This window comes from uncultured Ellagibacter sp. (assembly GCF_934617235.1).
Lineage (GTDB): Bacteria > Actinomycetota > Coriobacteriia > Coriobacteriales > Eggerthellaceae > Ellagibacter.
In genome coordinates this window covers 25044-48222 of sequence record NZ_CAKTTZ010000014.1, presented here as the reverse complement: position 1 = coordinate 48222, position 23179 = coordinate 25044, and the positions used below count along the sequence as shown (strand labels likewise).

At 59.7% G+C, this 23179-nt stretch carries 17 protein-coding genes; 1 reads left to right on the top strand and 16 read right to left on the bottom strand.

Features of this window, described 5'->3' with window-relative positions; translation table 11 throughout:
* The 12 genes from Q0G85_RS04310 to Q0G85_RS04255 form a co-directional block, all read right to left on the bottom strand.
* Nucleotides 1-3427 (bottom strand): YDG domain-containing protein (locus Q0G85_RS04310; protein ID WP_297155057.1); only part of this gene is annotated, 3427 nt, incomplete at its 3' end.
* A 72-nt stretch (nt 3428-3499) separates the two neighbouring features.
* Nucleotides 3500-4195: a TetR/AcrR family transcriptional regulator gene (locus Q0G85_RS04305; protein ID WP_297155055.1), complete on the bottom strand. Its 696-nt coding sequence runs from the start codon at nt 4193-4195 to the stop codon at nt 3500-3502.
* A 278-nt stretch (nt 4196-4473) separates the two neighbouring features.
* Nucleotides 4474-6771, bottom strand: a complete 2298-nt coding sequence (locus Q0G85_RS04300) for a ribonuclease R family protein (protein ID WP_297155053.1) — start codon at nt 6769-6771, stop codon at nt 4474-4476.
* Between the two features lie 7 nt (nt 6772-6778).
* Nucleotides 6779-8062: a S41 family peptidase gene (locus Q0G85_RS04295; protein ID WP_297155051.1), complete on the bottom strand. Its 1284-nt coding sequence runs from the start codon at nt 8060-8062 to the stop codon at nt 6779-6781.
* 24 nt (nt 8063-8086) lie between these two features.
* Nucleotides 8087-8992 carry a permease-like cell division protein FtsX gene (gene ftsX, locus Q0G85_RS04290; RefSeq protein ID WP_297155049.1) on the bottom strand — a complete coding sequence of 302 codons (906 nt, stop codon included), beginning with the start codon at nt 8990-8992 and terminating at the stop codon, nt 8087-8089.
* Complete coding sequence (gene ftsE / locus Q0G85_RS04285; RefSeq protein WP_367116864.1) at nt 8985-9719, bottom strand: cell division ATP-binding protein FtsE; 735 nt, start codon at nt 9717-9719, stop codon at nt 8985-8987. The genes ftsX and ftsE overlap by 8 nt, the downstream gene beginning before the upstream one ends.
* Nucleotides 9720-10100: 381 nt before the next feature.
* Entirely contained in the window at nt 10101-10889 is a 789-nt protein-coding gene (locus tag Q0G85_RS04280; RefSeq protein ID WP_297155045.1) for a carboxypeptidase regulatory-like domain-containing protein, read from the bottom strand.
* Between the two features lies 1 nt (nt 10890).
* Entirely contained in the window at nt 10891-12033 is a 1143-nt protein-coding gene (locus tag Q0G85_RS04275; RefSeq protein ID WP_297155044.1) for a molybdopterin dinucleotide binding domain-containing protein, read from the bottom strand.
* Nucleotides 12008-13561 (bottom strand): molybdopterin-dependent oxidoreductase, encoded by a 1554-nt coding sequence (locus tag Q0G85_RS04270; protein WP_297155043.1) that lies wholly within the window; start codon nt 13559-13561, stop codon nt 12008-12010. Before Q0G85_RS04270 ends, Q0G85_RS04275 begins: the two co-directional genes overlap by 26 nt.
* 113 nt (nt 13562-13674) lie before the next feature.
* Nucleotides 13675-14862, bottom strand: a complete 1188-nt coding sequence (locus tag Q0G85_RS04265) for a nitrate/nitrite transporter (protein ID WP_297155041.1) — start codon at nt 14860-14862, stop codon at nt 13675-13677.
* Between the two features lie 259 nt (nt 14863-15121).
* Entirely contained in the window at nt 15122-15454 is a 333-nt protein-coding gene (locus Q0G85_RS04260) for a 4Fe-4S dicluster domain-containing protein (RefSeq protein ID WP_297155039.1), read from the bottom strand.
* A 2-nt stretch (nt 15455-15456) separates the two neighbouring features.
* Nucleotides 15457-17697: a molybdopterin-dependent oxidoreductase gene (locus Q0G85_RS04255; protein WP_297155037.1), complete on the bottom strand. Its 2241-nt coding sequence runs from the start codon at nt 17695-17697 to the stop codon at nt 15457-15459.
* Nucleotides 17698-18014: 317 nt separating this feature from the next.
* Between Q0G85_RS04255 and Q0G85_RS04250 the strand changes: the two genes are divergently transcribed.
* Complete coding sequence (locus tag Q0G85_RS04250) at nt 18015-18617, top strand: TetR/AcrR family transcriptional regulator (RefSeq protein ID WP_297155035.1); 603 nt, start codon at nt 18015-18017, stop codon at nt 18615-18617.
* Between the two features lie 101 nt (nt 18618-18718).
* On the opposite strand, the gene Q0G85_RS04245 is transcribed toward Q0G85_RS04250, so the two are convergent.
* The 4 genes from Q0G85_RS04245 to Q0G85_RS04230 all read right to left on the bottom strand — a co-directional run bounded on the left by Q0G85_RS04245 (nt 18719) and on the right by Q0G85_RS04230 (nt 23116).
* Complete coding sequence (locus Q0G85_RS04245; RefSeq protein ID WP_297155032.1) at nt 18719-19693, bottom strand: transketolase family protein; 975 nt, start codon at nt 19691-19693, stop codon at nt 18719-18721.
* Complete coding sequence (locus Q0G85_RS04240; protein WP_297155030.1) at nt 19686-20525, bottom strand: transketolase; 840 nt, start codon at nt 20523-20525, stop codon at nt 19686-19688. The genes Q0G85_RS04245 and Q0G85_RS04240 overlap by 8 nt, the downstream gene beginning before the upstream one ends.
* A gap of 13 nt (nt 20526-20538) precedes the next feature.
* Complete coding sequence (gene prfB / locus Q0G85_RS04235; RefSeq protein ID WP_297155029.1) at nt 20539-21636, bottom strand: peptide chain release factor 2; 1098 nt, start codon at nt 21634-21636, stop codon at nt 20539-20541.
* Nucleotides 21637-21754: 118 nt separating this feature from the next.
* The gene (locus tag Q0G85_RS04230; protein WP_297155027.1) at nt 21755-23116 is read right to left on the bottom strand and encodes an ATP-binding protein; all 1362 of its coding nucleotides are present in this window, start codon (nt 23114-23116) and stop codon (nt 21755-21757) included.
* Nucleotides 23117-23179: the final 63 nt, after the last annotated feature.

Below are 23179 nucleotides of genomic sequence, written 5' to 3'. Positions count from 1 at the left end.
CCCAGGTCGAGATGCAGGACGCCTCATCGAATCCCGCACGAGCCAACTGTCGCACAGAAAGCGGCGCGGAGCCCCTGTAATTTTTAGCCTCGATGGCGACGTCGTAGCCGCTCGTCTTGAACGCGCTTTCAGAGCTCGCCGCCTTCGAATAGCTGAGCGTTCCATCGTCGGCAACGCTCACGCTGTCGAGAACGGTCTCGGAAGTCGCCTTGCCGACCGCCACGATCTTCGCACCGTCAGGCACCTCGTCTTCCGCGAAGAAATCGTTCGCCGTCAGCGTACCGGAGATCGAGCCGTAGCCCTCATTGCGCCAAATTACCTGAATAGTCGGGTCAACGAAGGAAGATGCGGAAAGCTGCGCCTTGGTGATCTCCGCGCGATCGAACGTGGCGCTCGGAGATGCCAGCGTGTACTTATCCGCATCGGCACCCGCCAAGGAAAGCTCGAGCGTCACGGTCTTGCCTGTACCAGCGTCAACGTCGGCTTCGGCATAAGGGCCGGGAGTCGCCACGATCAAAACGTCGTCATCGCCGCACTTCCCCGCGAAGCCGACAGTGCCATCAAGCGTACCTGCGGCCGTGGTGCCATCGTAGACCTTCGCGACAGTGATATCGGAGAAGTCGAAGTCGCTCAGTTGTCTAGGATCAATCGTGAACGTCCAGCTCGGGTCGGTGAGCATGGCGGCGTCATAGGCGTCGCACTCCTGAACAGCGAGCTGCAAGGTATAGGTGCCCGGATTAACCGCGTCGCTTAAGGTGACGTCGTTGCTCATGTAGCTTATCGTCTGAGCTCCGTCGCAGGTGAGCATACCCGCGAACTCGAAGCTTGCCTGCTTGGCACTCCCGTCGTAGGCAAGGTCACTCGGAGCCGTGAACGTGAAATCCGAAGGAGCAAGGGTGCGCCTCACGACGTCGATGTCGATGCTGCCGACCTGCGCCTCGTATTCCTCTGTCGCGAGGAAGTTGAAAATCACCTCGTATCGGGCGGCCTTTGTGAAGATGAAGCAGTCGGCGGATTCGGTCGGGGTGAGATAGCAGCCGTTGGCTTCACTCCAGGTGAGGCCCTTATCTGCGTAGCAAGAGACGGAACCCTGAAGGTTTTTAACGGGCACGCCGCCCGCCTCGTAGCTGACCGCGAAGACGACCTCATCGCCGCAGGTGAAGGTTGCATCAGTCGCTTCGACGAAAAGACCAGTTTCCGCATCCACCGTGCCAGCCTTGATCCCCGTCGTAATGACAGGGGGCGCATAGGCCGCAGGCTCGATCGTGCCAGGGATAACCTTGGTCATGCTGGCGCCGTCCATCTGCAGCGTGACGGTCGCCGTGAAGCTGCCCGCTTCTCCGTCCTGGCTTGCAAAGGTGCCCGCAGTTGCAGCGCGAACGTCGCTCACAACAACCGAGCTGTTATCTTCGGTGATGCCCTCGATCTTGCGGATTTCGCCCAACACCCAAGCGGCAAGGCTGCTCTCTTCGTTGGCATCGGTCATCGAGACGGTGAAGGAATCGGGCAGGCTGCCCACAAGCTCGCTCACCACAGGGGCGATGCGGATATGCGGGTACATCCGGTCAATCGGATAAGGATAGCCCTCCACCTTACGCGATGTCGTGAAAGCGTCCACCTGCACGAGGCCGCTACCTTGGTTCTCATAGAGCTTCTGCGCGTTTGAACTGGGAAGATTGATGGTTTGGACGGAGTTTAGCATCGCAGGACGGTCGCCCCACGAAACGGCGTCGAGCATCGCCTGCGGCGAGGTGAAGGTCATCGTGTAGCAGAAGGCAAAGGCGCTGTCGGCGCTGACCTTCAGCGAGACGTCGCCCTCGAGCGTAAGCGAGGACACGTCGATGCCGTACTCCGCGTATCGACCGGTCACCGTAACGGTTGCCGAGGTATCCTCAGGAGCGTATATCTTGAAGTTGCCACTTCCGCCAGCAGAGCCAAGGTCGATGACGCATGGCCCGGTGCCGACGTTCTGGGAAGATTGGAATTTCACGTCGCCGTCGACGCACAGGTTGATGTCGCCCTCGGAGTAGAGCAGGCTTTGATTGTACGCGGCGGTCACGACAAGGCCGTCATGCAGGAAGAGAGTGTTCGTGGCCTTATCATAGGATGCGAGTCCGTCGCCGAGGATGTCGGCTTCATTTCGCTCGCTCACGCGCACGCCGTCAAGCCAGATGTCGTAATACACCGTATCGTCAACGAACGTCTCACCCGTAGGAATCGGATAGCCGTCGCTGTTCAGCACCCACTTGTTCAGGTTCGGTTCGGCGTCCATGCTGTAGAGGTTCTCGTTGAGCGCAGCGAGGAGTTCCCCATCGCTCCCACCGCCGAGGTTGCCTTTACCCGTGAAGTGCGGGACATAAGAGCCCTCGCCTTCTGCGCCGATGTCGTAAAGGCCCGAGCCATCCTCGGCGTAGCAGCCCTGCACGGCAACGTTCTTGCTATTCATACCAGCAAGGGTCGCCACATAGTTCCGGCTTCCATACTCTTTGATGCCGGAGATATCGCTTATGGTGTAGCAGTTCTTCATCTTGCCGGGAGCCTCACCGGCAATGCCGCCGATGCGGCTACCGCCATGAAGGTACCCCAGGTTCGCGCAGTTGTAGAATTCGGAGCTGTCCGCCATGGCAGCAAGACCGCCGCTTTGCTTGATTGGTTGGTCGGTATTGGCATTATCGATGTCCATCTCGTTCCAGCAGTTCTTGAAGGTAGCGCCATTCGCGCGTCCCGCAATACCAGCGAGCGCACCCGAACCCTGAATGAACCCTGAGACATGCACGACGTTGAAACTGTCGCCGCTATAGGACCAACCAACGATACCGCCAGTGAGATAGCAGTTATCCGTAACAGCGATATTGTTCTCACCGACGCAGTTGGTAAAAGACGTCCCGCTGCTTCGTCCTATGAAGACGCCGATATTACCTTTGTAGCTCTTCGGCGCTTGAGATGAGGTGACGTAGCTGTCCTTAATGGTAAGGTCCCGAATGTACCCGCTATCTGTAATCCTACCGATCAAGCCAACCTTCTCTTCGTTGCACTTGATGTACATACCCGAAATCGAGTGGCCATCGCCGTCGATGTGCCAGCTGGCCTCGCCCATCGGAAGCCATTCGTTAGGCTGCGATGTTGTTGTAGCCCCCCGTTTCGTGAACGCGCCGCTCTTGTCGAACGTGCCGTCGTTCAAAACGATATCGTTCGTGAGTTTCACGTAGCAGCTGCCGAGCCCCGCCGCACGGGAGTTATCTGCCAGTAGCTTGAGCTCCGCGCCCGTAGATATGAGGTACGGGTCGTCCTCGCTCTTTCCGCCGCCCGTAAGGCTCGAGGCGGTGCTGCCGTCCCAAACATCCGGGGTCGCCGCGTGGGCTATCGCCGGCAGCAGCGCGATACAAAGTATCGATGTGAGGAGCATGATCAGGGTTTTCTTCTTCATGGGCGAACCTTTCTCATGAATGACGAACGTGGTCATGTCTGACGATCTGGGCGAGCCGCCCTCGGTGGGGCGCTACTCGGTTTCGGCTTTGAGGGCCTCGAATCCTGCTTCAGCCTGTTGAATGGTTTTCCGGATAATGCCTTCTGCCATCGTGCGTAAATCCATGCGGAGGATAGCCTCGATAATGCATTCGCGCTTCGCCTGGGGCACATCGTAGAGCTTGAGCGAGCAGTCGAGAAAGCGCCGTATCTTGGCTTCCACCGTGAAATACGGGTCGCATGGCACGGACATGAAGCCGCGCATGATGCTTCCAGACGCGATTTCCATCTCGAAGAAATCCTTCGGCTGCGCTTCGGGCAGATAGTCCGCGAAGATGACTTGCAGGCGCTTTGACGTGGTGCGATAGAGATAGTCCGCCGTCGTCGGCAGCGTGTAGGCCATAACGTAGAGCTCGCGCAGCGGTTCGGTCAGCTCCGCGATATGCAGCTGCAACGCCGTTTCCACCGCGTACATGAATATCGGTTCTTGTCCGTTGTTGTGCTGTTCGGCCAGGTCAAACTGCCCGCCGAACATGCGGCGCACGAGCTCTAAGAGAAGCGCTTCTTTGCTGGGAAAGACATGGAAAAAGGAGCTTTGCCTGATACCCGCCGCAGCAGCGATCTCGGCGGTCGTGGTTTTGGCGTAGCCTTTTTCCAGAAAGAGCGCCACTGCCGCGCGCAGCACTTTCTGCTGAGTGAGAAGGCCGCTGGCCTGCTTCCCCCTTGCCACGTCGTCACCTCCTTTTCGGGAGCCCCTCGTTTGGGATCCTCGTGTTTGGAGCGCTCGCGCTTGAAGCACGGTCGCCCAATTGGAGTCCACTTGCGATTGCAATCCCTATTTTGCATTGTTTTATAGGAGACTGCAAGAACTAACTTCGGGAAATGGCAGTATGCGAAGATTGTTTTTCGATATGCACTGCGATGGGCGGGGTGCGGGCGAAGGCTTCACGAGAAGACGCCTACCGGCATCGCGGGAAAGAAAAAGGACGCCGCTACAGACGCCCTAATCTATCGCCTCGAACCTTGCGCAAGCCTGAGGTCAATTTGGGGAACACGAGGATCGACCGCGAAGAGAACCACGGCGATGCGCTGCCCGAGCCGATAGCGCGCACCTGTTTCCTCGCCCGTGAGCGTATAGCGCGTCGCGTCGAAGCTGAAATAGTCATCGCCAAGCGTGCGAACTGGGATGAAGCCCTCCGCCGAGTTCTCGAGGCGCGCGTACAGGCCACCCTGCGACACGCCCGACACGATGGCGGAAAACGATTGCCCCACGAACTGCTGCAGATATTCCGCCAACTTAAGTTCCTCGGATTCGCGCTGAGCGTCATCCGCCTCGCGCTCCATTCCCGATGAGTGCTCGCAGATCCAACCGAGGTTCGTCGTCATCTGATCGAACTTCTCGGGACGGCCGAAGAGCTCAGCCTTCAGCATGCGGTGCACCATAAGGTCGGGATATCGCCTGATGGGGCTCGTGAAATGGCAATACGTTGCGCTTGCAAGGCCGTAGTGCCCGCAATTGCGCTCACGATAAACCGCGCGCTTCATCGAGCGAAGCACGAGCGACGAGACGAGCTCGCCCTCGGCGCGGCCGCGCGATGCGGATACTGCCTGCTGAAGCGCGCGCTGATCGCCCGTGAAAAATCCCACGGGATCGATCTTCTCGAACCAGGGGAACTCCTCGAAGATGGGCGCGAGCTGGGCGAGCCCCTCCAGGTCGGGAGCCTCGTGCACGCGGTAGGCGCAGGGGAACTTCGCCTTGGCGAGATGCTCGGCGACGACCTCGTTTGCCCAGATCATCATCTCCTCGATAAGCGACGTCGCGGCGTTCTTCCGACGAAGCTCGACACCGCGCGGCTTGCCCGCCTCGTCGAGCGTCACGCGCGCCTCAGGCTGGTCGAAGTCGATGCCGCCTTTTCGCTCGCGCTGCGCGTGGCGAAGCGAGGCGAGGCGCGATAGTTGGAGAAGACGGAGCTGGATGGAAGTCTGCCGTTGTTCCCGAGAATGCGGGGTATGCTCCGTGCTCAAGCAGTCCTGAGCTCGCACGAACGTGCCAGAGGGCACGTTCGGCTCGTGCGGAACTGCGCGCGGAGCATACCCCGCATTCTCGGGAGCCGTTGCACGATAAAGCCCTTCGGCAGCGGCAAGCTGGTCTTCAATCTCCGAATGAGGGCGGGGAGCGTGCTCCGCGCGCAGTTCCGCACGACGAGAACAGCCCAGTGGGCTGTTCTCCAAAGCAGGACTGTCTGAGCACGGAGCATGCTGCCCGCCCTCAGATGCCACAGGTTGACATTCCCCTTCAAGCATTTCGAGCGCCTCGCCGTAAGTCAAGCGCGCGTTCGAGCAGATGAGCGCGGGGTAAATCTCGTATCGCACAAGCTGCGCCCGATCGTCGACGAACAGGTCAACCGTCATAGAGCGACGCACTTCGCCCGGAGCGAGCGAGCACAGCCCGCATGAAAGCTCCTCGGGAATCATCGGAATCACCCGATCGACCAGATACACGCTCGTGGCACGACGCCGCGCAGCCATGTCGAGCGCGCTCCCCCACTCCACATAATGCGAGACGTCGGCGATGTGCACGCCGATGCGCCAAAGCGGCCGCCCAGACTCCTCGACGCGTTCAATGGAGAGCGCATCGTCGAAATCGCGCGCGTCATCAGGGTCGATAGTAAACACAAAGCGGTCGCGCAAATCGCGATAGCCCGACGCGAGCGCACCTACCTCATCGATCGAAGCAGCGCGAGCCTCTTCCAGCGCAGCATCGGAGAACGACGTTTCAAACTTATGGCGGGCGACCACCGCATCGACTCCCTCGTCGAGGCCATCGACATGCTCGAGCACTTCTTCGATATGCCCCGTTGCCGCCGTGTTGCGGGAGGGAAACTGAGCGATACGCACGCGAACAATCGCGCCGTCTTCCACGTCGGGCGCTTCGGAGAGCTGGGTGAAGATGTCGTAGGGGATGTGCGGATCGAGCGGCACGACGACGCCGAAAGGCTCAGCAACCTCGAACCTGCCGACGATGACCTCGTGGGCGCGTTCCACTACCGAGACGACGCGCGCCGCCTTCTTGTGGCCATACCGTCCGCCGCCAGCGCCTTCTCGCGCATTGCCCTTCGCGGCGTTCGCGGGCAGCGGAGCCACCTCGACCAGGTCGCCGTCGAAGGCACCACCGAGCTTGGCGTGGGGCACGAAGAATTCGCCTTCGGACGTGCGCACGAAGCCGTAACCTTCGGGATTCAACTGCATGATGCCACGCGGACGCGACCGAGCGACGCGACGCGTGTGGTTCTTGGAGCGGGGCATGGGCCTCTTAAGCCTTCTCCTTGGTTTGCGCGGTCTCTACGGCGAGAACGAGCTGCGGGTCGGTGCCGCCCTCACTTGCGGAAATGGCGATATCGGGAATCACACCCACGCCATCGATGTCGTGGCCGAGAGGGCTCTTGTAGTAACCGGCGGTATAGCGGATCGCCCCACCGAACGACAGCTCGTGCACAACCTGTACGGAGCCCTTGCCGATGGTGGTCTCGCCGACGACGGTGGCACGCTGGTTGTCCTGAAGCGCAGCGGCAAGCACCTCGGCAGCGCCCGAGGTATAGGAATTCGTGAGCACGACAAGCGGCAGGTCAGTGACCGTTTTGCCAGAAGCAGACTTCGGCGAGGTGCCCGTTGATGTTTGCACTTCGACGATAACGCCCGTCTTGATGAAGAGGTTCGCCACATCGACCGCCTGGGTAAGATATCCACCCGGGTTGTCGCGGAGGTCCATGACAAACGACGTCGCTCCCTGCCCGATCAGGTCGCCAAGCGCCAAGGAGACGTTGCCTGCGGTATCCTGCGTGAGCTGGCGCACCTTGACATAACCAACCGTGCCGTCGAGCGAGTAGGTGACGTTTTGTTCCTTGTACGAGGAGCACGTAAGCGCCGTAGTGTAGGAAGTGCCCGTCTCGGCGCCGACCGAAGAAGGGCGCATCCACGTGACCACAACCGTCTCGCCCGCATTGCGCGAAAGGCCGCTGATGGCTTCGGTGACCGACCAGTCGTGAGAAGTGTCGCCGTCGATGCCGATAAGCACATCGCCCTGCTGGACGCCAGCGGCCTCGGCAGCGGAGCCCGAGAACACATCCGAAACGAGTGCGCGACCGTTGTAATCCGAGAACAGGACGCCGACACCGGTATAGGCGCCATCCGAACTGTCCTTCACGAACGAGGCATAGCGCGAAGGGTCGAGGTATTCGAAATACTTGTCGTCGCATGCGCTGGAAAAGCCCTTGAAGACTTCCTTCGTTGCCTCGTCGAGGTCGTAGCCGCTGAGATCGCTCTTCGCAAGGACGTCCTCGACTTCGCTCAAGCGAGCAGAAATGGAATCGTAGGGCGACTTTTTCGTGTCCGCCGTCTGCGTGCCCGCTTTCTGGACGCCAGGAATGGAAAACCCGAGCGAGGCGAGGAACTGATCTTGGCTGCGCAGGGCGAAACCGGCGACAAAGGCCACGGCTATGGCCACGACGAAGCACAGCAGGCGCAAAATACGCTTGTTGCGTTTGTGCTCGCGCGCGACGATCGCCGCGCGCTGTTTGGTTTCACCGTGCTTCGCCATGGAGATAACTCTCGTTCGCGCCTTCTATACCTTAAGGTAGCGACGCATCGCAAGCGCCGAGCCGAACAGGCCGATGATAAGGCCCGCGACGACAAGCGCCACATAGATGAAGCCGAACATGCTGGCGTTCACATCGATCGCGAGGAACTTGAGCGCGCCCGCAAGTTTCGGAAGCGCCAGGTTGCGCAGAAGCTCAAGCACGCCGACCGCGAACAGCGAGCCGATGATGGCGTGCAGCGCGCCCTCCATAAGGAAGGGCCCGCGAATGAAACCGTTCGATGCACCGACGAGGCGCATGATGGCGATTTCCTTGCGGCGCGCAAGGATCGCCAGGCGGATCGTGTTGTTGATGAACACGAGCGCGATGAAGATGAGCAGCGCAATGAGCGCGATGCCGATATAGCGGACATAGGTCGTCAACTGGAAGAGCTGCGCGACCGACTTCTGGCCGTATTTGAGCGACTCGGAAGGCGTGTCATAACCGCAGATGGAAGCGAACGTGGAGTTCTGCTCGATCTGGCCTGCCACATCCTCGACGAGTTTCGGGTCGGAAAGCTCGACTTCGATGGAAGCGGGCAGCGGGTTTTGACCGTCGAGCGCGTCGATGATGTCGGAGTTCGACGTGGCCTTGAAGTTCTCGAGCGCCTGGTCCTTCGTGGTGAAGTCGACCGTGGCAACGCCGTCGATGCCGCGGATGAAGTCCTCGACCTTGTCGATATCGGACTGCGAGGCGTCGTCGGCGACGAAGGCGGAGATGGCGACTTCGCTTTCAACCGAGGACATGACGTTGTTCACCACAGCACCGCCCACAAGGAAGATGCCGATGATGAGCAACGAGAGGAAGATCGTGACGATAGAACCCAAGGTGGTGGAGAGGTTGCGCGTGAAACCGTGCAGCGACTCCTTAAAGAAGTAACCGAGACTACGCATCGAAACCGTACACCCCCCTGTCCTGGTCGCGGGTCAGGCGGCCGCGATCGAGCGCGATAACGCGACGACGCATGTTGTCGACCATCTCGCGGTCGTGGGTTGCAACAAGCACCGTGGTGCCCGTGCGATTAATGCGCTCGAGCAGGTCCATGATGCCGCGCGAGGTTTGCGGGTCGAGGTTGCCCGTAGGCTCGTCGCAAATGAGCAGCGGCGGGCGGTTCACGATGGCGCGGGCAATGGAAACGCGCTGCTGCTCGCCGCCGGAGAGCTGGTCGGGGCGCTTGTTCAGCTTGTCCTGCAGGCCGACGAGGCGAAGTACCTCGGGCACCTGAGTTTTGATGACGTGGCGCGACTTACCGATAACCTCGAGTGCGAAGGCGACGTTCTCGAAGACCGTCTTGTTCGGCAGGAGCTTGAAGTCCTGGAACACGCAGCCGATGTTGCGGCGCAGGTATGGCACGCGCCAGTTGCGCATGGTCGTCAGGTCCTCGTTCGCAATGTAGATATGCCCGCTCGTCGGCGTGACCTCATGAATCAGCATGCGGATGAACGTGGTCTTGCCGGAACCCGAATGTCCGACCAAAAAGATAAACTCGCCTGCGTAGATCTGCAGGGAAATGTCGGAGAGCGCCGGCTTGTTCGGCTGTGCCGGGTAGATCTTCGTGACGTGGTCGAAGGTGATGACGGGGGACGACGTTTGTTGAGGCGTGTCCGCGACATCGAGCACGGGAAGCGACTGGGAGAGCTGCTGGGTGGCCTGAGCCTGGCGGCTGTGAGCCCCCGCCCTCGAACGCGGACGCGGTGCGCCCGACTGGGCAGCGGGACGCGAGGCGTTCCCGCGGCTGGAAACATCTGTCACAGTTTGCTCCGTTCGAATAGTGATGTACTGAGACAGTCCAATTCTAGTAGTAATGAATCCCGCGCGCCACCGCCCCAGCTCACGCTTGCGCAAAAACCACAAGCAGAGTAGCGTCGGGTGCAAAGACCCGAGAGACGGCAAGCTTTCCTCTACAGGCGCCACGGCGCACAACACAGAAAGGGCCGCGCAGCTCGAAAGCTCGCGCGGCCCTATGGCGGATAGGTGCTCGGGGCTTGCCGAGGCTACCCTTTAACCCTTGTACAGCGCAATCGATCCCATGTTGACATCGCGGTCAGTTGCGTCTGCTTCCAGCGTGCGCGGAAGATAGCCTTCCGCCATAAAACGCACCTCGTACTTCCCCTTTGCGAGATCGTTGATCCAGAAATCACCGAAGTCGTCAGAGGTTGCTTCAAAGCGCTCGCCGCTCTCGCTCACCGCGGTGACCGTCGCCCCGATGATGACCTCGTCGGCATCCTCGTCGTACACCTCGCCTGCGACGAAGCGCTTGGGCAGGTTCAGGTAGTACACGTGGCTTCCTTCGCTCAAACGCTCAGCATGCGCGAGCTCGTCGGCGAAGTCCGCCTCGTCCCCGAAGCGAAGCGCACCCATCGCGCAGGCATCAACGCAGCGAGGCACGTCCCATCCATCGTCAAGCAGATGGGCACACCCGGTGCATCCCTGAGGAATACCCAGCTCATCGTTCCAATATACACCTTCAAAACGGTCTGCCAGATCCTTGCGGCCACGCGCCTTTTCGGGGTCGATCACAACGAGACCGTCTTCGCGCGTCTCGAGCACTTCGGGCGCATAATCTTTGATCGCGTCGTCTTGCGCGCCGATTTCCACCCTATAGGCAACCTTAACCTTGGGCACGCTTCCCCGCGTCTCCTGGTTGACCTTGCACCAGAATTGGCCCGTTTCCGGCTGAGCCTTCGAATAGGGAGCCCAATCGGCACCGCAGAACTCGTCTTTGCAGGAAACCTGGCAGCAGTGGCAGCCGTTGCATCGCGCTGCGTCGAACAGGAATACCTTTGACATCTTAAGCCTCCTTAGCGATTCGCGCAGATGCAATCATCCCGCACGACGGATCGTATTCGCGGTTGAACTGATCGGGGTGCTTCTTCGCCAACTCGAGCACATCGACCTTCTCGATGTTCACGAGGAAGCCATTCGTCACCTCGCCCGGAGCGTTCTTGCTTGTGGTCGCGTTCGGGCAGATGAGGTTGTTCGCGCCGCCACGGTCGAGGCCGCCTGTGCCTCCAACGATGCAGTCGACACGCGCACCATGATCTTGGCTAACCGTATGAGTGCGGATGCGTTCGGTGACGTAAGCTCCACCGAGGACCGAACCGCGCTCGTTGTAGATGCGCACGATGTCGCCGTTTTCGATGCCACGCTCTCGCGCATCGATCGGGTTGATCCAAACAGGTTCGTACAAGTAACCATCGGGACCCTTCACCTTGCACGTCTCGATCTCGCGCGTCCAGGGGATATCGTCGTGCTGGGCGTGCACGCGCCAACGCGGATGGTTCGACACCATAAGGAACGGAAAGTCCTTGCCGCGCTCGTTCGTCAGGCGCTCGTGGTGCTCGGGGCTCTCCTCGATCCAGTGGGGAACGGGCGGACGCTCGCCGTCGTCGCCCCATACCTCGGCGATAGCGGTGGAGTAGAACTCGATCTTGCCCGTCGGCGTATCGAGCGCATAGGTGTCCGGATCTTCGTAGAAAAGCTGCATGCCGACCGGCTCTCCCTCGTTGACCGGCGCGAAGGGAATGGGCAGATATCCCTTCTCCTTGAGCTCGTCCCATTCCATGTGCTCGGCCAAGCCGCCTTGGTAGAAGCCAATCTTCATCAGCGTGTCGAAGGAAGGCTCGCCGTAAACGTGCTCCGTGCTGCATTCGACCTTGCGACCGTCACCAGCGAAGATGCGGTACGGCGGGTAGCACCAGTTCTCCATCAGCTGGTCGCGAAGTCCCATCTTGTCAGCAATGCAGAGCACGGCTTCGGCATCCGATTTCGCTTCGCCGATGGGCTCGACCGCCAAAGCCTCGTCCAAAACGAGATTGTTCTCGCCGCACATGCTCGTGGTCATGATGTCTTTTTCCTCGAACTTCGTGGTCGTGGGAAGGATGATGTCCGCGAAGTACGTATCGTTCTCAAGCCACGGATGCTGTACGAGCACGAACTCGATCTCGTCGGTCCGCAGGGCGTCCTGCAAAAGGTTGCCGCCGTTCCAGCACGTCGACCAACAGGGGGGTGTCGCTCCAAATCATGTGAATGCGGCTTGCGCCGTCGTTGGGATACTCGTAGTTCTGATATTGGTCGGTGCGCGGATACGTGCACACCACATGGCCCGACCAGGACAGCTTCTCGCCCTCGGGCATCATGATCGCCTTCGGGAGGAGCGTCTGAGGAATGAAGTTGACAAGAGCAGAACCCGCCATGTGGCCGGTGTAGGCAGCCTGCACGGTGCCGCCCCACGCCGGTTGCGGCAAGGGGTTGAGCTGCGGCATGCCGAACATGCCCCATTCGAGCATCTTGAACATGTTGCGGCCTGGCGCGCCCAAACCCTGCATAGCCAAAAGGGCGATTTCGAGGCGAGCAGGCTCAGTCGCGAACGCCGAGCGGATGTAGCCGCCGCCGTTGCCGTGTACCGTGGACACGTTGTTTTTCGCCCAATAGCGCGCAAGTGCCTTGATTTGGCGTGACGGGACACCGCACTTGCTCTCAGCCCACTTCGGAGTCTTGACAACGCCGTCTTCCCCGCCCAAGACATAGCGCTCGAACCAATCGAATCCCTCCGCATGAGTCGCGAGGTACTCTTTGTCGTACGTTCCTTCCTTCAGCCACGTGTAAGCGACACCCAGCCAAAGCGCAGCGTCGGTGTTGGGAAGCACGGGAATCCACTTGTCGGCGTGGATCGCTGCACCGTAGTTCACGTCGGGGCAGATGTAGATCTGCTTCACGCCGCATTCGGTCCAGAAGTAGCTGATCTTCGAGGCCATCATGCCGCCCCAGCCCCACGGCGTCGTTTCGGGGTCGCATCCGACGAACAGGGCTGCCTGCGAATTGTCGGCGATGTCTTTCACCAGGCCATTTTGAAATGCCTGCTGACCGACCGGGTCCATTCCCCACATGTGCTTGGCGCCCCAGTACCAGCCTTCCCAGCTGTCAGGCTGGCGCGCTTGAAGGGTGTAGCCGCCACCCATGAAATCGAGCAGACGGCTGTTGGCGCCGTGCGTGCCGCCGATCGTCTTCGCCTCGCCGTGGCCGTCGGCCTGAAGGTAAATCGACGACATGCCGTAAACGTCGATGAAGCGCTTTATCTCATCGGCGATAATCTGGCACGCCTCGTCCCAGCTGATACGCTCGTAGCCGGAAATGCCACGCGTTTCCGGATGACGCTCGCCCGACGGATCCCAATCGACGCGCTTCATCGGGAACGGAACGCGGTTCTTGGAATAGACACGCTTCTTGTATGCCATCGCAAACGGCGCGATCGTCGTTTCGAGCCCGCTTTCGAGTTTCTTGCCGTGAGACTCGATGGTCCATGGCTTGATTTCGTCAACTGAGTACTTCTCGTCAAGGTGCATCGGGCGGATTCGCGCAATCCTGCCGTCTTTCACGTCAACCGCGGCACCGTTGCTTCCCAAGCCAAAGCTGTTGAAGCCCATTGACTTGTAAACGGTCTTGTCTTTCGTTCTTGCCATTCTTCCAACTCCTTGCCTCGTCTTTTGTTCACCGAAACCATCTCAAGGCCTTCCTCGAGATAGCGAACCGCCCCATCTCCCGGGAATCGAGGGATGGGGCGGATGGAGGGCGATTACTTCGTGCGGGCCACAAGGCTCGCAACACCGGCGACGGCTGCAAGCACAGCAAGCACCGTTGCCGCAAGGCTCCAGCTTGTGGCAGACAGCGGCCCCATCAGAGCAGATCCCAGAGCCGTACCGACGTTTTGGGCAACGCCGAGAAGCGCCATGGCGAAAACGATGCTCTTCGGGTTACCGGCAAGCGGCGGAACCATCGCGTAAACGTTAGGCGGAACTACGCACATCACCAGGCCAAGAGCAACCGAGAACACCCATACGAGAACCATGTTCCCCGCAAACGCGACAGGCATACCGATTGCCATGACAAGACAGCCAATTCCCACAAACAGCTTGCGATGCCCGACCTTGTCGGCGAAGGCGCCCGCGAACGGAGACACGAACAGCACGATAAGGCTGGAAATAGAGGTGATCGAGCCCGAAGCCTGAACGTCAAGCCCCATGACCTGCTGCAGGTAGGTGGGATAGAACGTGCTCACCGCGCCACCCTGCACCGTCGCGTACAGCGCGAATGTCACAGCGAACAGCACGATAGGCACCCATTTCGGTTTGCCCATAGGCGCCGCAGCGGCGTCACCATGAGCCCGCTTTGCCTCCTCGGAAGCGGGCTCATCTTCAGGAAGCTTGAAGAAAAGCACAACAAGGACAAGGCAAACCGCCGCAAAGATGCCGAACGTCCACCATGGGGTCTGCCACGATCCGCCGCCTGCGGCGAGAAGCATCGGAGCCACGTTCATCGCCAGAAGCGTGCCAAGCGGGAACGTGTCGATATTGAGCGCCTGCCCGAAACCCTGGCGCTTCGCAGGAAGCAGCCTCGTCACTGCGACGCTGCCGGCAACGCCAGCGAACCCGACGCCAGCACCTTCGAGAACACGCGTGGCAAGCAGCATGATCGCGCTCGGCGACATCGCGCCGAGAATGGAGCCAGCGGCGCTGCACGCAATGGAGGTGACAAGCGTTACCTTGAGCCCGAATTTGTTAATGAATATGCCGGCTGGAAACGCCAGAATGGCGCCGATGATGCCGAACATCGACATCATCCACCCGATTGTGTCGGGCGTGAATCCCAAGTCGCTTCCAAGAAGTGCGGGCATAAGCGGCGCACACTTGAACATGTTGATGAAGCCCGCAAGCCCCACCAGGAAAACCATTAAAAACGAGATCCATCTTCTCGTCGTGCTCATTGAAATCCCCCTTACATCCTACTTTCGTATACCGATCAAGACGGGGTTCCAGGAGGCCGCAGCTTACCCCTCGCGCCAACCTCGGCCACGAGATCGACCCCCGTCGCCTCCTTCATAAAATCGATCACAGACGTCGCCTTCGTTACGGCATCGGCGGTATCCCCTCCGATAGGCGAAACCCCGAGGGGCTCGCTCCCATGCGAACCCCTCTCGTGAAGCACGCGCTTACGCGCCTCCTCTGTCACCCGTTGCACCCTTCCTACAGTGCGTACACGACCTGCTTGCGGTGGTCTTTGAGCTTGGCATACAGCTCGTCGAGCGGGCCGAAAGTCAGGCATTGGGATTGGCAATGCTTGACGCAGGTAGGCTGCTTGCCGGCAGCCGTACGCTCAGCACAGGAGTCGCACATATCGGTGATCGCGGGCAGGTAGTCGTACTGCCACTTGTCGCCCTCGATCTGCCACGGCCCCACTTCGAGAACCTTCACGCCCGTCTTTCCCACGGGAAAGCCGTGCTCCATCTGGCAGGCCATGTCGCAGGTGCGGCATCCGGTGCACCAGTCGTAGTCAATCAAGATTCCGTTTTCAGCCATGGCTATCGCCCGCTTTCGCACTTGTAGATTCTGCACAGGGTCGTCTTGTAGTTGCTGCCGAAGCCGCTCTTGCCGCATTCGTAGGGAACGAGGTTGTTAATGTTCACCTCGAGCGCGTCATAGAGATTCTCGGGATCGGCCTCGGGGAACCACCAGGCGTGATCAGCCGAGATAATGCGGGGGTCCAGACAAGGAGTGAACTTCACGCGACTCTTCGCGCGGCCCTTGTCGTTTTCGATCCAGACCCAGTCGCCTTCCTCGACGCCATACTTCTCGCCCGTTTCCGGATTCATCGAAACCGTCGGATCGGGGTGGTACTTGCGCAGGCGCTCGATCTGGCGATGCTCGGAATGGAACGAGTTGATGTTGCGCGCGCCCGTGGTGAGAATGAGCGGGTAGGTCGCCATAAGCGCCGGAGTGGACCCAGGGCCGGGATTGGGTTCTTCAAAGTAGGGCAGCGGATCGAGTCCTGCCGCCTCCAGGAACGTCGAATACAGTTCGATGCGCCCCGTCGCCGTGCCGAAGCCGACGCCGCCGTCGGGCCTCATCTTGCCCTTCTCGTACTTCTTGTACTCGAACTCGGGATAGGCGGGCGTGTTCTCCTTGAGCCAGTCAAACGAGATGCCAAGTTCCTTCTCAAGAATATGGGTGAACATGTCGTCAACGTTGTCCCACGGCCACGCTTCAGGGTTCAAGCGTTTGCCGATTTCCAGGTTGATTTCCATGTCGGACTTGCACTCGCCGATCTGCGTCACCTTCACGATGGACTCAGCGCGCTGCGTGCCTGCACCGATGCAGATGCCGTCGCGCTCCGGGTAAGTTGCAGCCGGGAGCAGCACGTCTGCAAGCGCCATGTTGGTCGGCGTCTTGAACAAATCGACATCGACAACGAAGTCGAGCTGACCGATGAGCTTCTGCAGAAGACGCGGATCGGCAGCCATGCAGGCAAGCAGGTTGTTCGTCTGAATCCAGCAGCCATGGATCTTATAAGGCTTGTCGGTCTTGAGCGCAGCAATCGTTTCCTCGGCGGAGTTCGTCTGGAAACCGAACTGGAGCAGCTTGTACTTATCGAGACCGATTCGCTTGGCCTTCTGCTCGGGGCTGATAAGCTCTTGACCCCAGCCAGAAGCGTAGTCAAGGATGGAGACAGGCGCCATCATGCCGCCCGGAACATCGATGTTGCCCGTGATCTCGAACAAGTTCATGGCAGCGACGGCCGCAGGGATGGCCTCCCTCGTCTGGTCGAACGCCACGCCCCAGTGAAGTGCCGCGGGCTTGCTCTTCGCGAGCAGGCGAGCCGCAGCGATGATCTTCTCAGACGGAACCCAGGTAATCTCGGAAACCTTGTCGACAGGATATTCCGCCGCACGTTGCGCGAGCTCGTCGAAGCCGTAGCACCACTTGTCAACGAAGTCATAATCGTAGAGACCCTCGCTGATGATAACGTTGAGCATGCCGAGCGCAAGCGCTGCATCGGTGCCGGGACGCACGGGCAGATGGATCTCGGAACGCGCGGAAAGCCAGGTCACCTTCGGGTCGATCATGACGATCTTGGTGCCGCGCTTCATAACATCGGTCACCCAGTGGCCGTAGTAGCAATCAGGGTTGGAATTGAGCGGATAGCATCCCCAGATGAACAGCGTCTCGGGAACGTGATAGTTGGGGTTATCGTAGCGGTCGGGGAACTGCTGGGAGTAGTCGGTTACCCAATAGGAGCCCGTGGTCGCAACCATTGCCGCGATTCTCGGCACGCAGCATGCCTGCCCCGAGAAGAAGCCGCCGTAATTGGGCGACCCATAAGACCAGGCAAGACGCGTAATCCATGCCGCGATATCGCGCCCCGTCCCCTGGCAGAACACGATCGACTCGGGGCCGTATTTCTCGGCAATCTCCTTCAGGTTTTTCTCTACGAGGTCGAACGCCTCGTCCCACGTGATGCGCTCCCACTTGTCAAGTCCACGATCCTTGCGGTCTCGCTTCATCGGATAGAGCAAACGATCCTTGTGATTGGTCACCTCGGGCAAGTCGAGGCATCTCATGCAAAGGCGCCCCTGGTTGAACGGATTCTCCGAATCGCCTTCCACCTTTACAAGCTTGCCATTCTCATCGGTGTAGCACAAAACGCCGCACACTCCATGGCATCCAGGACCCGACCATGCGCTCATGCGCGTCACTTTCAGGTCGCCCTCTTCGTACTGATAGGGCTTCTCATGAGGAACGAGCGTAAAATCCATTTTCGCCATTTTCTCTCCTCCCACTCTTCTTTTTTTCCTTGGACGTCCAGTGGCTTCAGATTAGAAGCGAGGGGCGAACTATGGGAGTGAGCGGTTTTCAGCTTTGACGTAAGAAGCCGAACAATGCAAAGAAGTGTCTCAGTTAGCCATGCAGTCAGAGCTGTCTTGCCCGTAAATCTGAACAAACTGCGAGAGATGTCAAGCAATGCAGTCGAGGCGAGCCTGAGCACCTCGCACCTTGAACATTTTCGTCGAACAGATATCCTGAAACTGAAGTTTTTTACAAGAGAGCTACCGCAGGTCCGAGCAAGGGGGAGGTTCGGCTTATGGGTATCAGAGAGCAACTGCTCGACGAAAAGGGGACAATCTACACCCACTTCGAAAAGAAAAAGCGCATATTCGATGCCCTCGACGCAATTGTCGGGCCCGACATGCCTTTTCAAAAAGTGAAGATTTCGATGCTTTGCGAGGCGGCGGGCATCAGCCGTACGCAGTTCTACACTTACTTCGACAGCTTGAACGACGTGCCCAATTGGCATTCGCTCCTCGCACACGAGATGGGCCTCGACAGAGTGGGCATCTCGTTGAATTGGCGAGAGAGCTATTTCTTAACCAGCCAGGAGTTCTTCAATCATCGGAGTCTCTATAACAGCGTCGCTTTGCGCCAGGGAGCCGACAGCCCTTATAACATCATCATGAGACACCGAATCAATCAGCTTCGCTCCAACGTTAAGCAGAAAGGGGGCGAGATAACGCCCCTCATCGACTTTCAAATCGAGTCACTTTCCGACCTCGAGTTTTCCACGTTCACGAAATGGAACCAGGGCAAAATCGATATGCCCTTGCGTCAATTCTGCGCGTATCAAGAAACGCTCGTCCCGCGGGAGCTGTACAAAGCGCTCGAAACACCGCTCGACGTGTATCTTTAACAGCTATGCGATAATACTCGTTTGTTACATGAAAAAGCGGCTCGCTCCCCTTTCGGGAAACGAGCCGCTCATCATTTTCGGAACAGGAGGCGAACGCGAAACTACTTGCGGCCCATGGCGCGCTTCACAGCTTCGACGATTGCTGCGGCGTCGAGATTGAAATAGCCGAGCAGCTCCTCGAACTCGCCGGACTTGCCAAAGCGATCTTGCACGCCCACGAACTCGCAGGGAGCGGGGTTCTTGCGCGCGAGGCATTCCGCCACAGCAGAGCCGAGACCGCCATGCACGCTGTGCTCCTCGGCGACCACGCAGCAGCCCGTCTTCGAAACGCTCACCGTGATGGTGTCCTCATCGAGCGGCTTCACCGAGAATGCGTCGACGACCTCGGCGGAAATGCCCTCCTCGGCGAGCGCGTCAGCCGCCGCGAGCGCCTCGCGGATTTCCACACCGCACGCCACGATGGTTGCATCAGAACCCTCGCGCAACACGTAGGCGCGGCCAAGCTCGAGCTCGACGTCGGCATCGTAGACGCACGGCACAGCGGCGCGGCCCATGCGCACATACACCGGGCCCGGCGTCTTCGCAGCGAGCTTGATGGCAGCGCGCGCGGCAGCATAGTCGGCGGGAACGAGCACGCGCATGTTGGGTAGCCCGCGCATGAGCGAGACGTCTTCGAGCATCTGGTGCGACCCGCCGTCGGGACCGACCGACACGCCAGCGTGCGTCGGGCAGATCTTCACGTCGAGGTTGCTGTAGCACACGGTGTTGCGGATCTGGTCGTAGGCGCGACCGGTGCCGAACACGGCGAAGGACCCTGTGTAGGCGACATGCCCCGTAAGGGCAAGGCCAGCGGCCACGTCGATCATGTTCTGCTCAGCGATACCGCAGTTGAAAAGCTTGTCGGCATTCTCGGGCGCAGCGGTCGCGAACTTCTTGGTGGTGGTGGAGCCGGTGAGGTCGGCATCGACGGCGACGACCGGCACGCCCTCCTCCGCGAGTTCGGCGAGCGTCGCGCCGAAGGCGGCGCGGGTTGCGAGTTTCTTTTCGGCCATTTCGGCGCTTGCGAGCTTAACCACGGCAAACCTCCTCATCACACGCCGCTTCAAGCTCGGCGAGCGCGGCTTCAAGCTGCTCGGCGGACGGCGCCTTGCCGTGCCAACCAGCCTCGTTTTCCATAAACGACACGCCCTTGCCCTTCACCGTTTCGGCGATGACGGCATGGGGCTTCCCATCGCGGGACTCCTTGCAAGCGTTAAGCACCTCGATGAGCGCATCGATGTCGTGGCCGTTGACGTGGTGGACATCCCATCCGAACGCCTCGAATTTCACGCCCAAATCCTCGGGGCTGCACACCTCGGTCACCTTGCCGTCGATTTGCAGGCCGTTGTGGTCGATAATCGCCGTGAGGTTGTCGAGCTTGCGGTGCGCGGAGAACATGGCAGCTTCCCACACCTGGCCTTCCTCGCATTCGCCGTCGCCGAGAAGCGCGAAGACCGAGCCCTCCTTGCCATCGAGCGAAAGGCCGCACGCCGTGCCTGCGGCGATGGAAAGGCCCTGGCCCAGCGAGCCCGTGGACACTTCCACACCCGGGCAGAGGTTGCAGTCGGGATGGCCCTGCAGGCGCGTTCCCAGCTTGCGAAGCGTCATAAGCTCCTCAACGGGGAAATATCCCGCATGGGCGAGCGCGGCGTAGAGCGCCGGCGCCGCATGGCCCTTTGCCAAAAAGAACCAGTCGCGACCCTCCATCTTGGGGTTTTTCGGGTCGTGCTTGAGCACACCGCCGAAATACAGCGAGGTCAGGATGTCGGCGCACGACAGCGATCCCCCCGGATGCCCGCTTTTCGCTTCCGCGATCATGCGCAGGATGTCGCAGCGCAGATCGGTCGCCACACGCGTAAGGTCGGTCATTGCAGTCCTTTCTTTATTGCGAAACTCGCCACTTGTGATACCCGATCACAAATTGCTCTATGTCGCCCGCGAGCACGGCATCGACGTTGCTCGTCTCAACGCCGCTACGCAGGTCTTTCACCAGCTGATAAGGATACAGCACGTAGTTGCGGATTTGGCTGCCGAACGAGTTTTCCATGCGCTCGCCGCGAAGCTCGTCGATCTGCGCCTCGCGCTTGCGCTGCTCGATTTCGTAGAGCTTGGCGCGCAGCACGCGGAAGGCCGATTCCTTGTTTTGCAACTGAGACTTCTCGTTTTGGCAGGTCACAACGATGCCTGTGGGAATATGAGTCAGACGGACGGCCGAGTCGGTCGTGTTCACGCACTGCCCGCCGGGGCCGCTCGAGCGATACACGTCGACGCGCACGTCGGCGGGGTTCAAATCGACCTCGATGTCGTCGGGCAGCACAGGGAGCACTTCCACACTCGCGAAAGTAGTGTGACGGCGCTTCTTGTCGTCGGTCGGGGAGATGCGCACGAGGCGGTGGACGCCGTTTTCGCTCGTGAGCATGCCGTAGGCGTTTCGCCCTTCGATCTGGATGGTCGCCTTGTCAAGGCCGATGCCCTCGCCGGGAACCGCGTCGAGCACGGTGACCTTCCACCCCTTGTCCTCGGCGTAGCGCAGATACATCTTGTAGAGCATCTCAGTCCAGTCCTGCGCCTCAAGCCCGCCCGATCCTGGATTGACTGACAAAATCGCATCGCCCGCATCGAAGCGGCCGGAGAACCACGAGGAGACTTCAAGCCCATCGAGCTCGTTGTCGAGCCTTGCGAGCAGGCTTTTCGCTTCCTCGGCGAAGGATTCGTCCTCGTCGGCGAGCTCCGCTGCGGCGCGCACGTCGTCGAGCAGGGCGCAAGCGCCGTCGTATTCGGCGATGACGTCACGCAAGTTCGACGCCTGCTTCGACACGCTTTGAGCGCGCGAGGCGTCATCCCAAAAGCCGGGCGAGGCGATCTGGGCGTCGAGCCTCTGCAGCTCGACTGTCTTGTCGTCGATGTGCAGATACGTATGCGAATCGGCAACGCGCCGCGCGGCGGTGTCGATGTGTTCTGTCAATTCTTTGTCAGCCATAGCTTTTTCATGTTACCAGCAAAAACGCCCCGTCGGGGATGACGGGGCGCGTCGTGCATAGTTTCTTCGCGGATGGACGCCAGTATGCGGCGGCAGGTGGCGGCAGGTGGCCACCGCTTCACAGCAGATGCGCCATATACAACGGCAAGCACGCGAGGTCGCCCTCCACCTGCAGGGGCTTCGGGTGCAGGATATAGCGCACACCCACGCGCGAGCCGAACTTGGCTTTGAACTTATCGAGCGATTTCGCACCATAGCGCTTCGTCGACTTCACTTCGATAGGGGAAACGCGCATGCGCCCGGCGGCGTCGTCGTAACCTGCCGTGATTAAGAAGTCGATTTCCATGGTGTTCGCGCAGTTCTCGCGGTCGCGCTTTGAATAGAAGTACAGTCCGTGCCCGTTCGAGGCAAGCTGTTGCGCCACAACGTTTTCCGTGAACATCCCTTCGTTGATCTCGAGCTTTCCCAAAAGAATGTCACGATAAAGCTCGTGCGGGGTTTCAGCGTTGTCGGCAAACAGCTGACAAATCAGCAACCCCGTATCGGCCATGTAGCACTTGAACGTTCCCTCGTCTGCGGTTGCCGCAAGGCCCACCGACGGATCGTCAACGCTGATGCACGTGGCACTTATACACGCATCAGCCAGCCAGAAGAATGCATCTGCATATTCCCTGCTGCGCGCATTGCTATCGAGGGAGGACAGCACGAATTTTTTCTCATGGCGCGCTAGCTGACTGGGCAAGGTGGAAAACACACGGCGGATGCGCAGCGCGTCGGCACTGCCGAACTTCTCGATGTCGCTGCGGTACAGCGACAAGATGTCGCGCTTCACCTCGTCCACCTTCCCGAAATCCTTTTCGGTAACATATGCATCAACCGCCTGAGGCATGCCTCCGACCAGCATGTATTCACGGAAAAGGCGTTCTGCTTTGCGATGGACGGCCTCGGGCAGCGGGATTTTCCCTTCGAAAGAAGCGCGGATGACCGCAGCGAGCTGGTCTTCGCCATCCGCCCAAAGGAACTCTTCGAAGTTCAGCGGATTCAAGCGAAGCGCAGTCTCCTCGGAAGGAATGACGATGCCCTCGACGTTGCGCCGAATGGATATGAGCGAGCCGGTTTCGAGATAGTCATAGCGGCCATCCGCGACAAGCTGCTTGATGAATTCCCGTGCGGGCGGGAAGCGCTGCACCTCGTCGAACACGATGAGGGAATCTCGACGCGGCAGCGAAACGCCCGTGAACGCCTGCAGGTACATGAAGAAGGAATCCACGTCCGCGCGATAGTCGCGAAACAGCATTTTGAGGTCATCTGAGGCTTCGGAGAAGTCTATGACCAGATGAGCGGCGTACTCCCTTTCGGCAAACTCCCTTGCAAGCGTACTTTTGCCAACGCGGCGCGCGCCTTCTAAAAGCAGAGCGCGCGTGCCTCTCGACTCGCGCTTCCAACGAAGAAGATCATCGTATGCACGGCGTTTAAACATGGGCGCTCCTCGCTCCGATTTATGGCAAAAAGCCATTCATACACGAATGGCACGGTGAAGTTA

Coding starts and splice junctions, on each gene's coding strand:
- Q0G85_RS04240 (WP_297155030.1), bottom strand. CDS start 20,525: ATGACCGACCTTACGCGTGTGGCGACCGATCTGCGCTGCGACATCCTG.
- Q0G85_RS04255 (WP_297155037.1), bottom strand. CDS start 17,697: ATGGCGAAAATGGATTTTACGCTCGTTCCTCATGAGAAGCCCTATCAG.
- Q0G85_RS04295 (WP_297155051.1), bottom strand. CDS start 8,062: ATGGCGAAGCACGGTGAAACCAAACAGCGCGCGGCGATCGTCGCGCGC.
- Q0G85_RS04280 (WP_297155045.1), bottom strand. CDS start 10,889: ATGTCAAAGGTATTCCTGTTCGACGCAGCGCGATGCAACGGCTGCCAC.
- Q0G85_RS04250 (WP_297155035.1), top strand. CDS start 18,015: ATGGGTATCAGAGAGCAACTGCTCGACGAAAAGGGGACAATCTACACC.
- Q0G85_RS04265 (WP_297155041.1), bottom strand. CDS start 14,862: ATGAGCACGACGAGAAGATGGATCTCGTTTTTAATGGTTTTCCTGGTG.
- Q0G85_RS04300 (WP_297155053.1), bottom strand. CDS start 6,771: ATGCCCCGCTCCAAGAACCACACGCGTCGCGTCGCTCGGTCGCGTCCG.
- ftsX (WP_297155049.1), bottom strand. CDS start 8,992: ATGCGTAGTCTCGGTTACTTCTTTAAGGAGTCGCTGCACGGTTTCACG.
- prfB (WP_297155029.1), bottom strand. CDS start 21,636: ATGGCTGACAAAGAATTGACAGAACACATCGACACCGCCGCGCGGCGC.
- Q0G85_RS04260 (WP_297155039.1), bottom strand. CDS start 15,454: ATGGCTGAAAACGGAATCTTGATTGACTACGACTGGTGCACCGGATGC.
- Q0G85_RS04230 (WP_297155027.1), bottom strand. CDS start 23,116: ATGTTTAAACGCCGTGCATACGATGATCTTCTTCGTTGGAAGCGCGAG.
- Q0G85_RS04270 (WP_297155043.1), bottom strand. CDS start 13,561: ATGGCAAGAACGAAAGACAAGACCGTTTACAAGTCAATGGGCTTCAAC.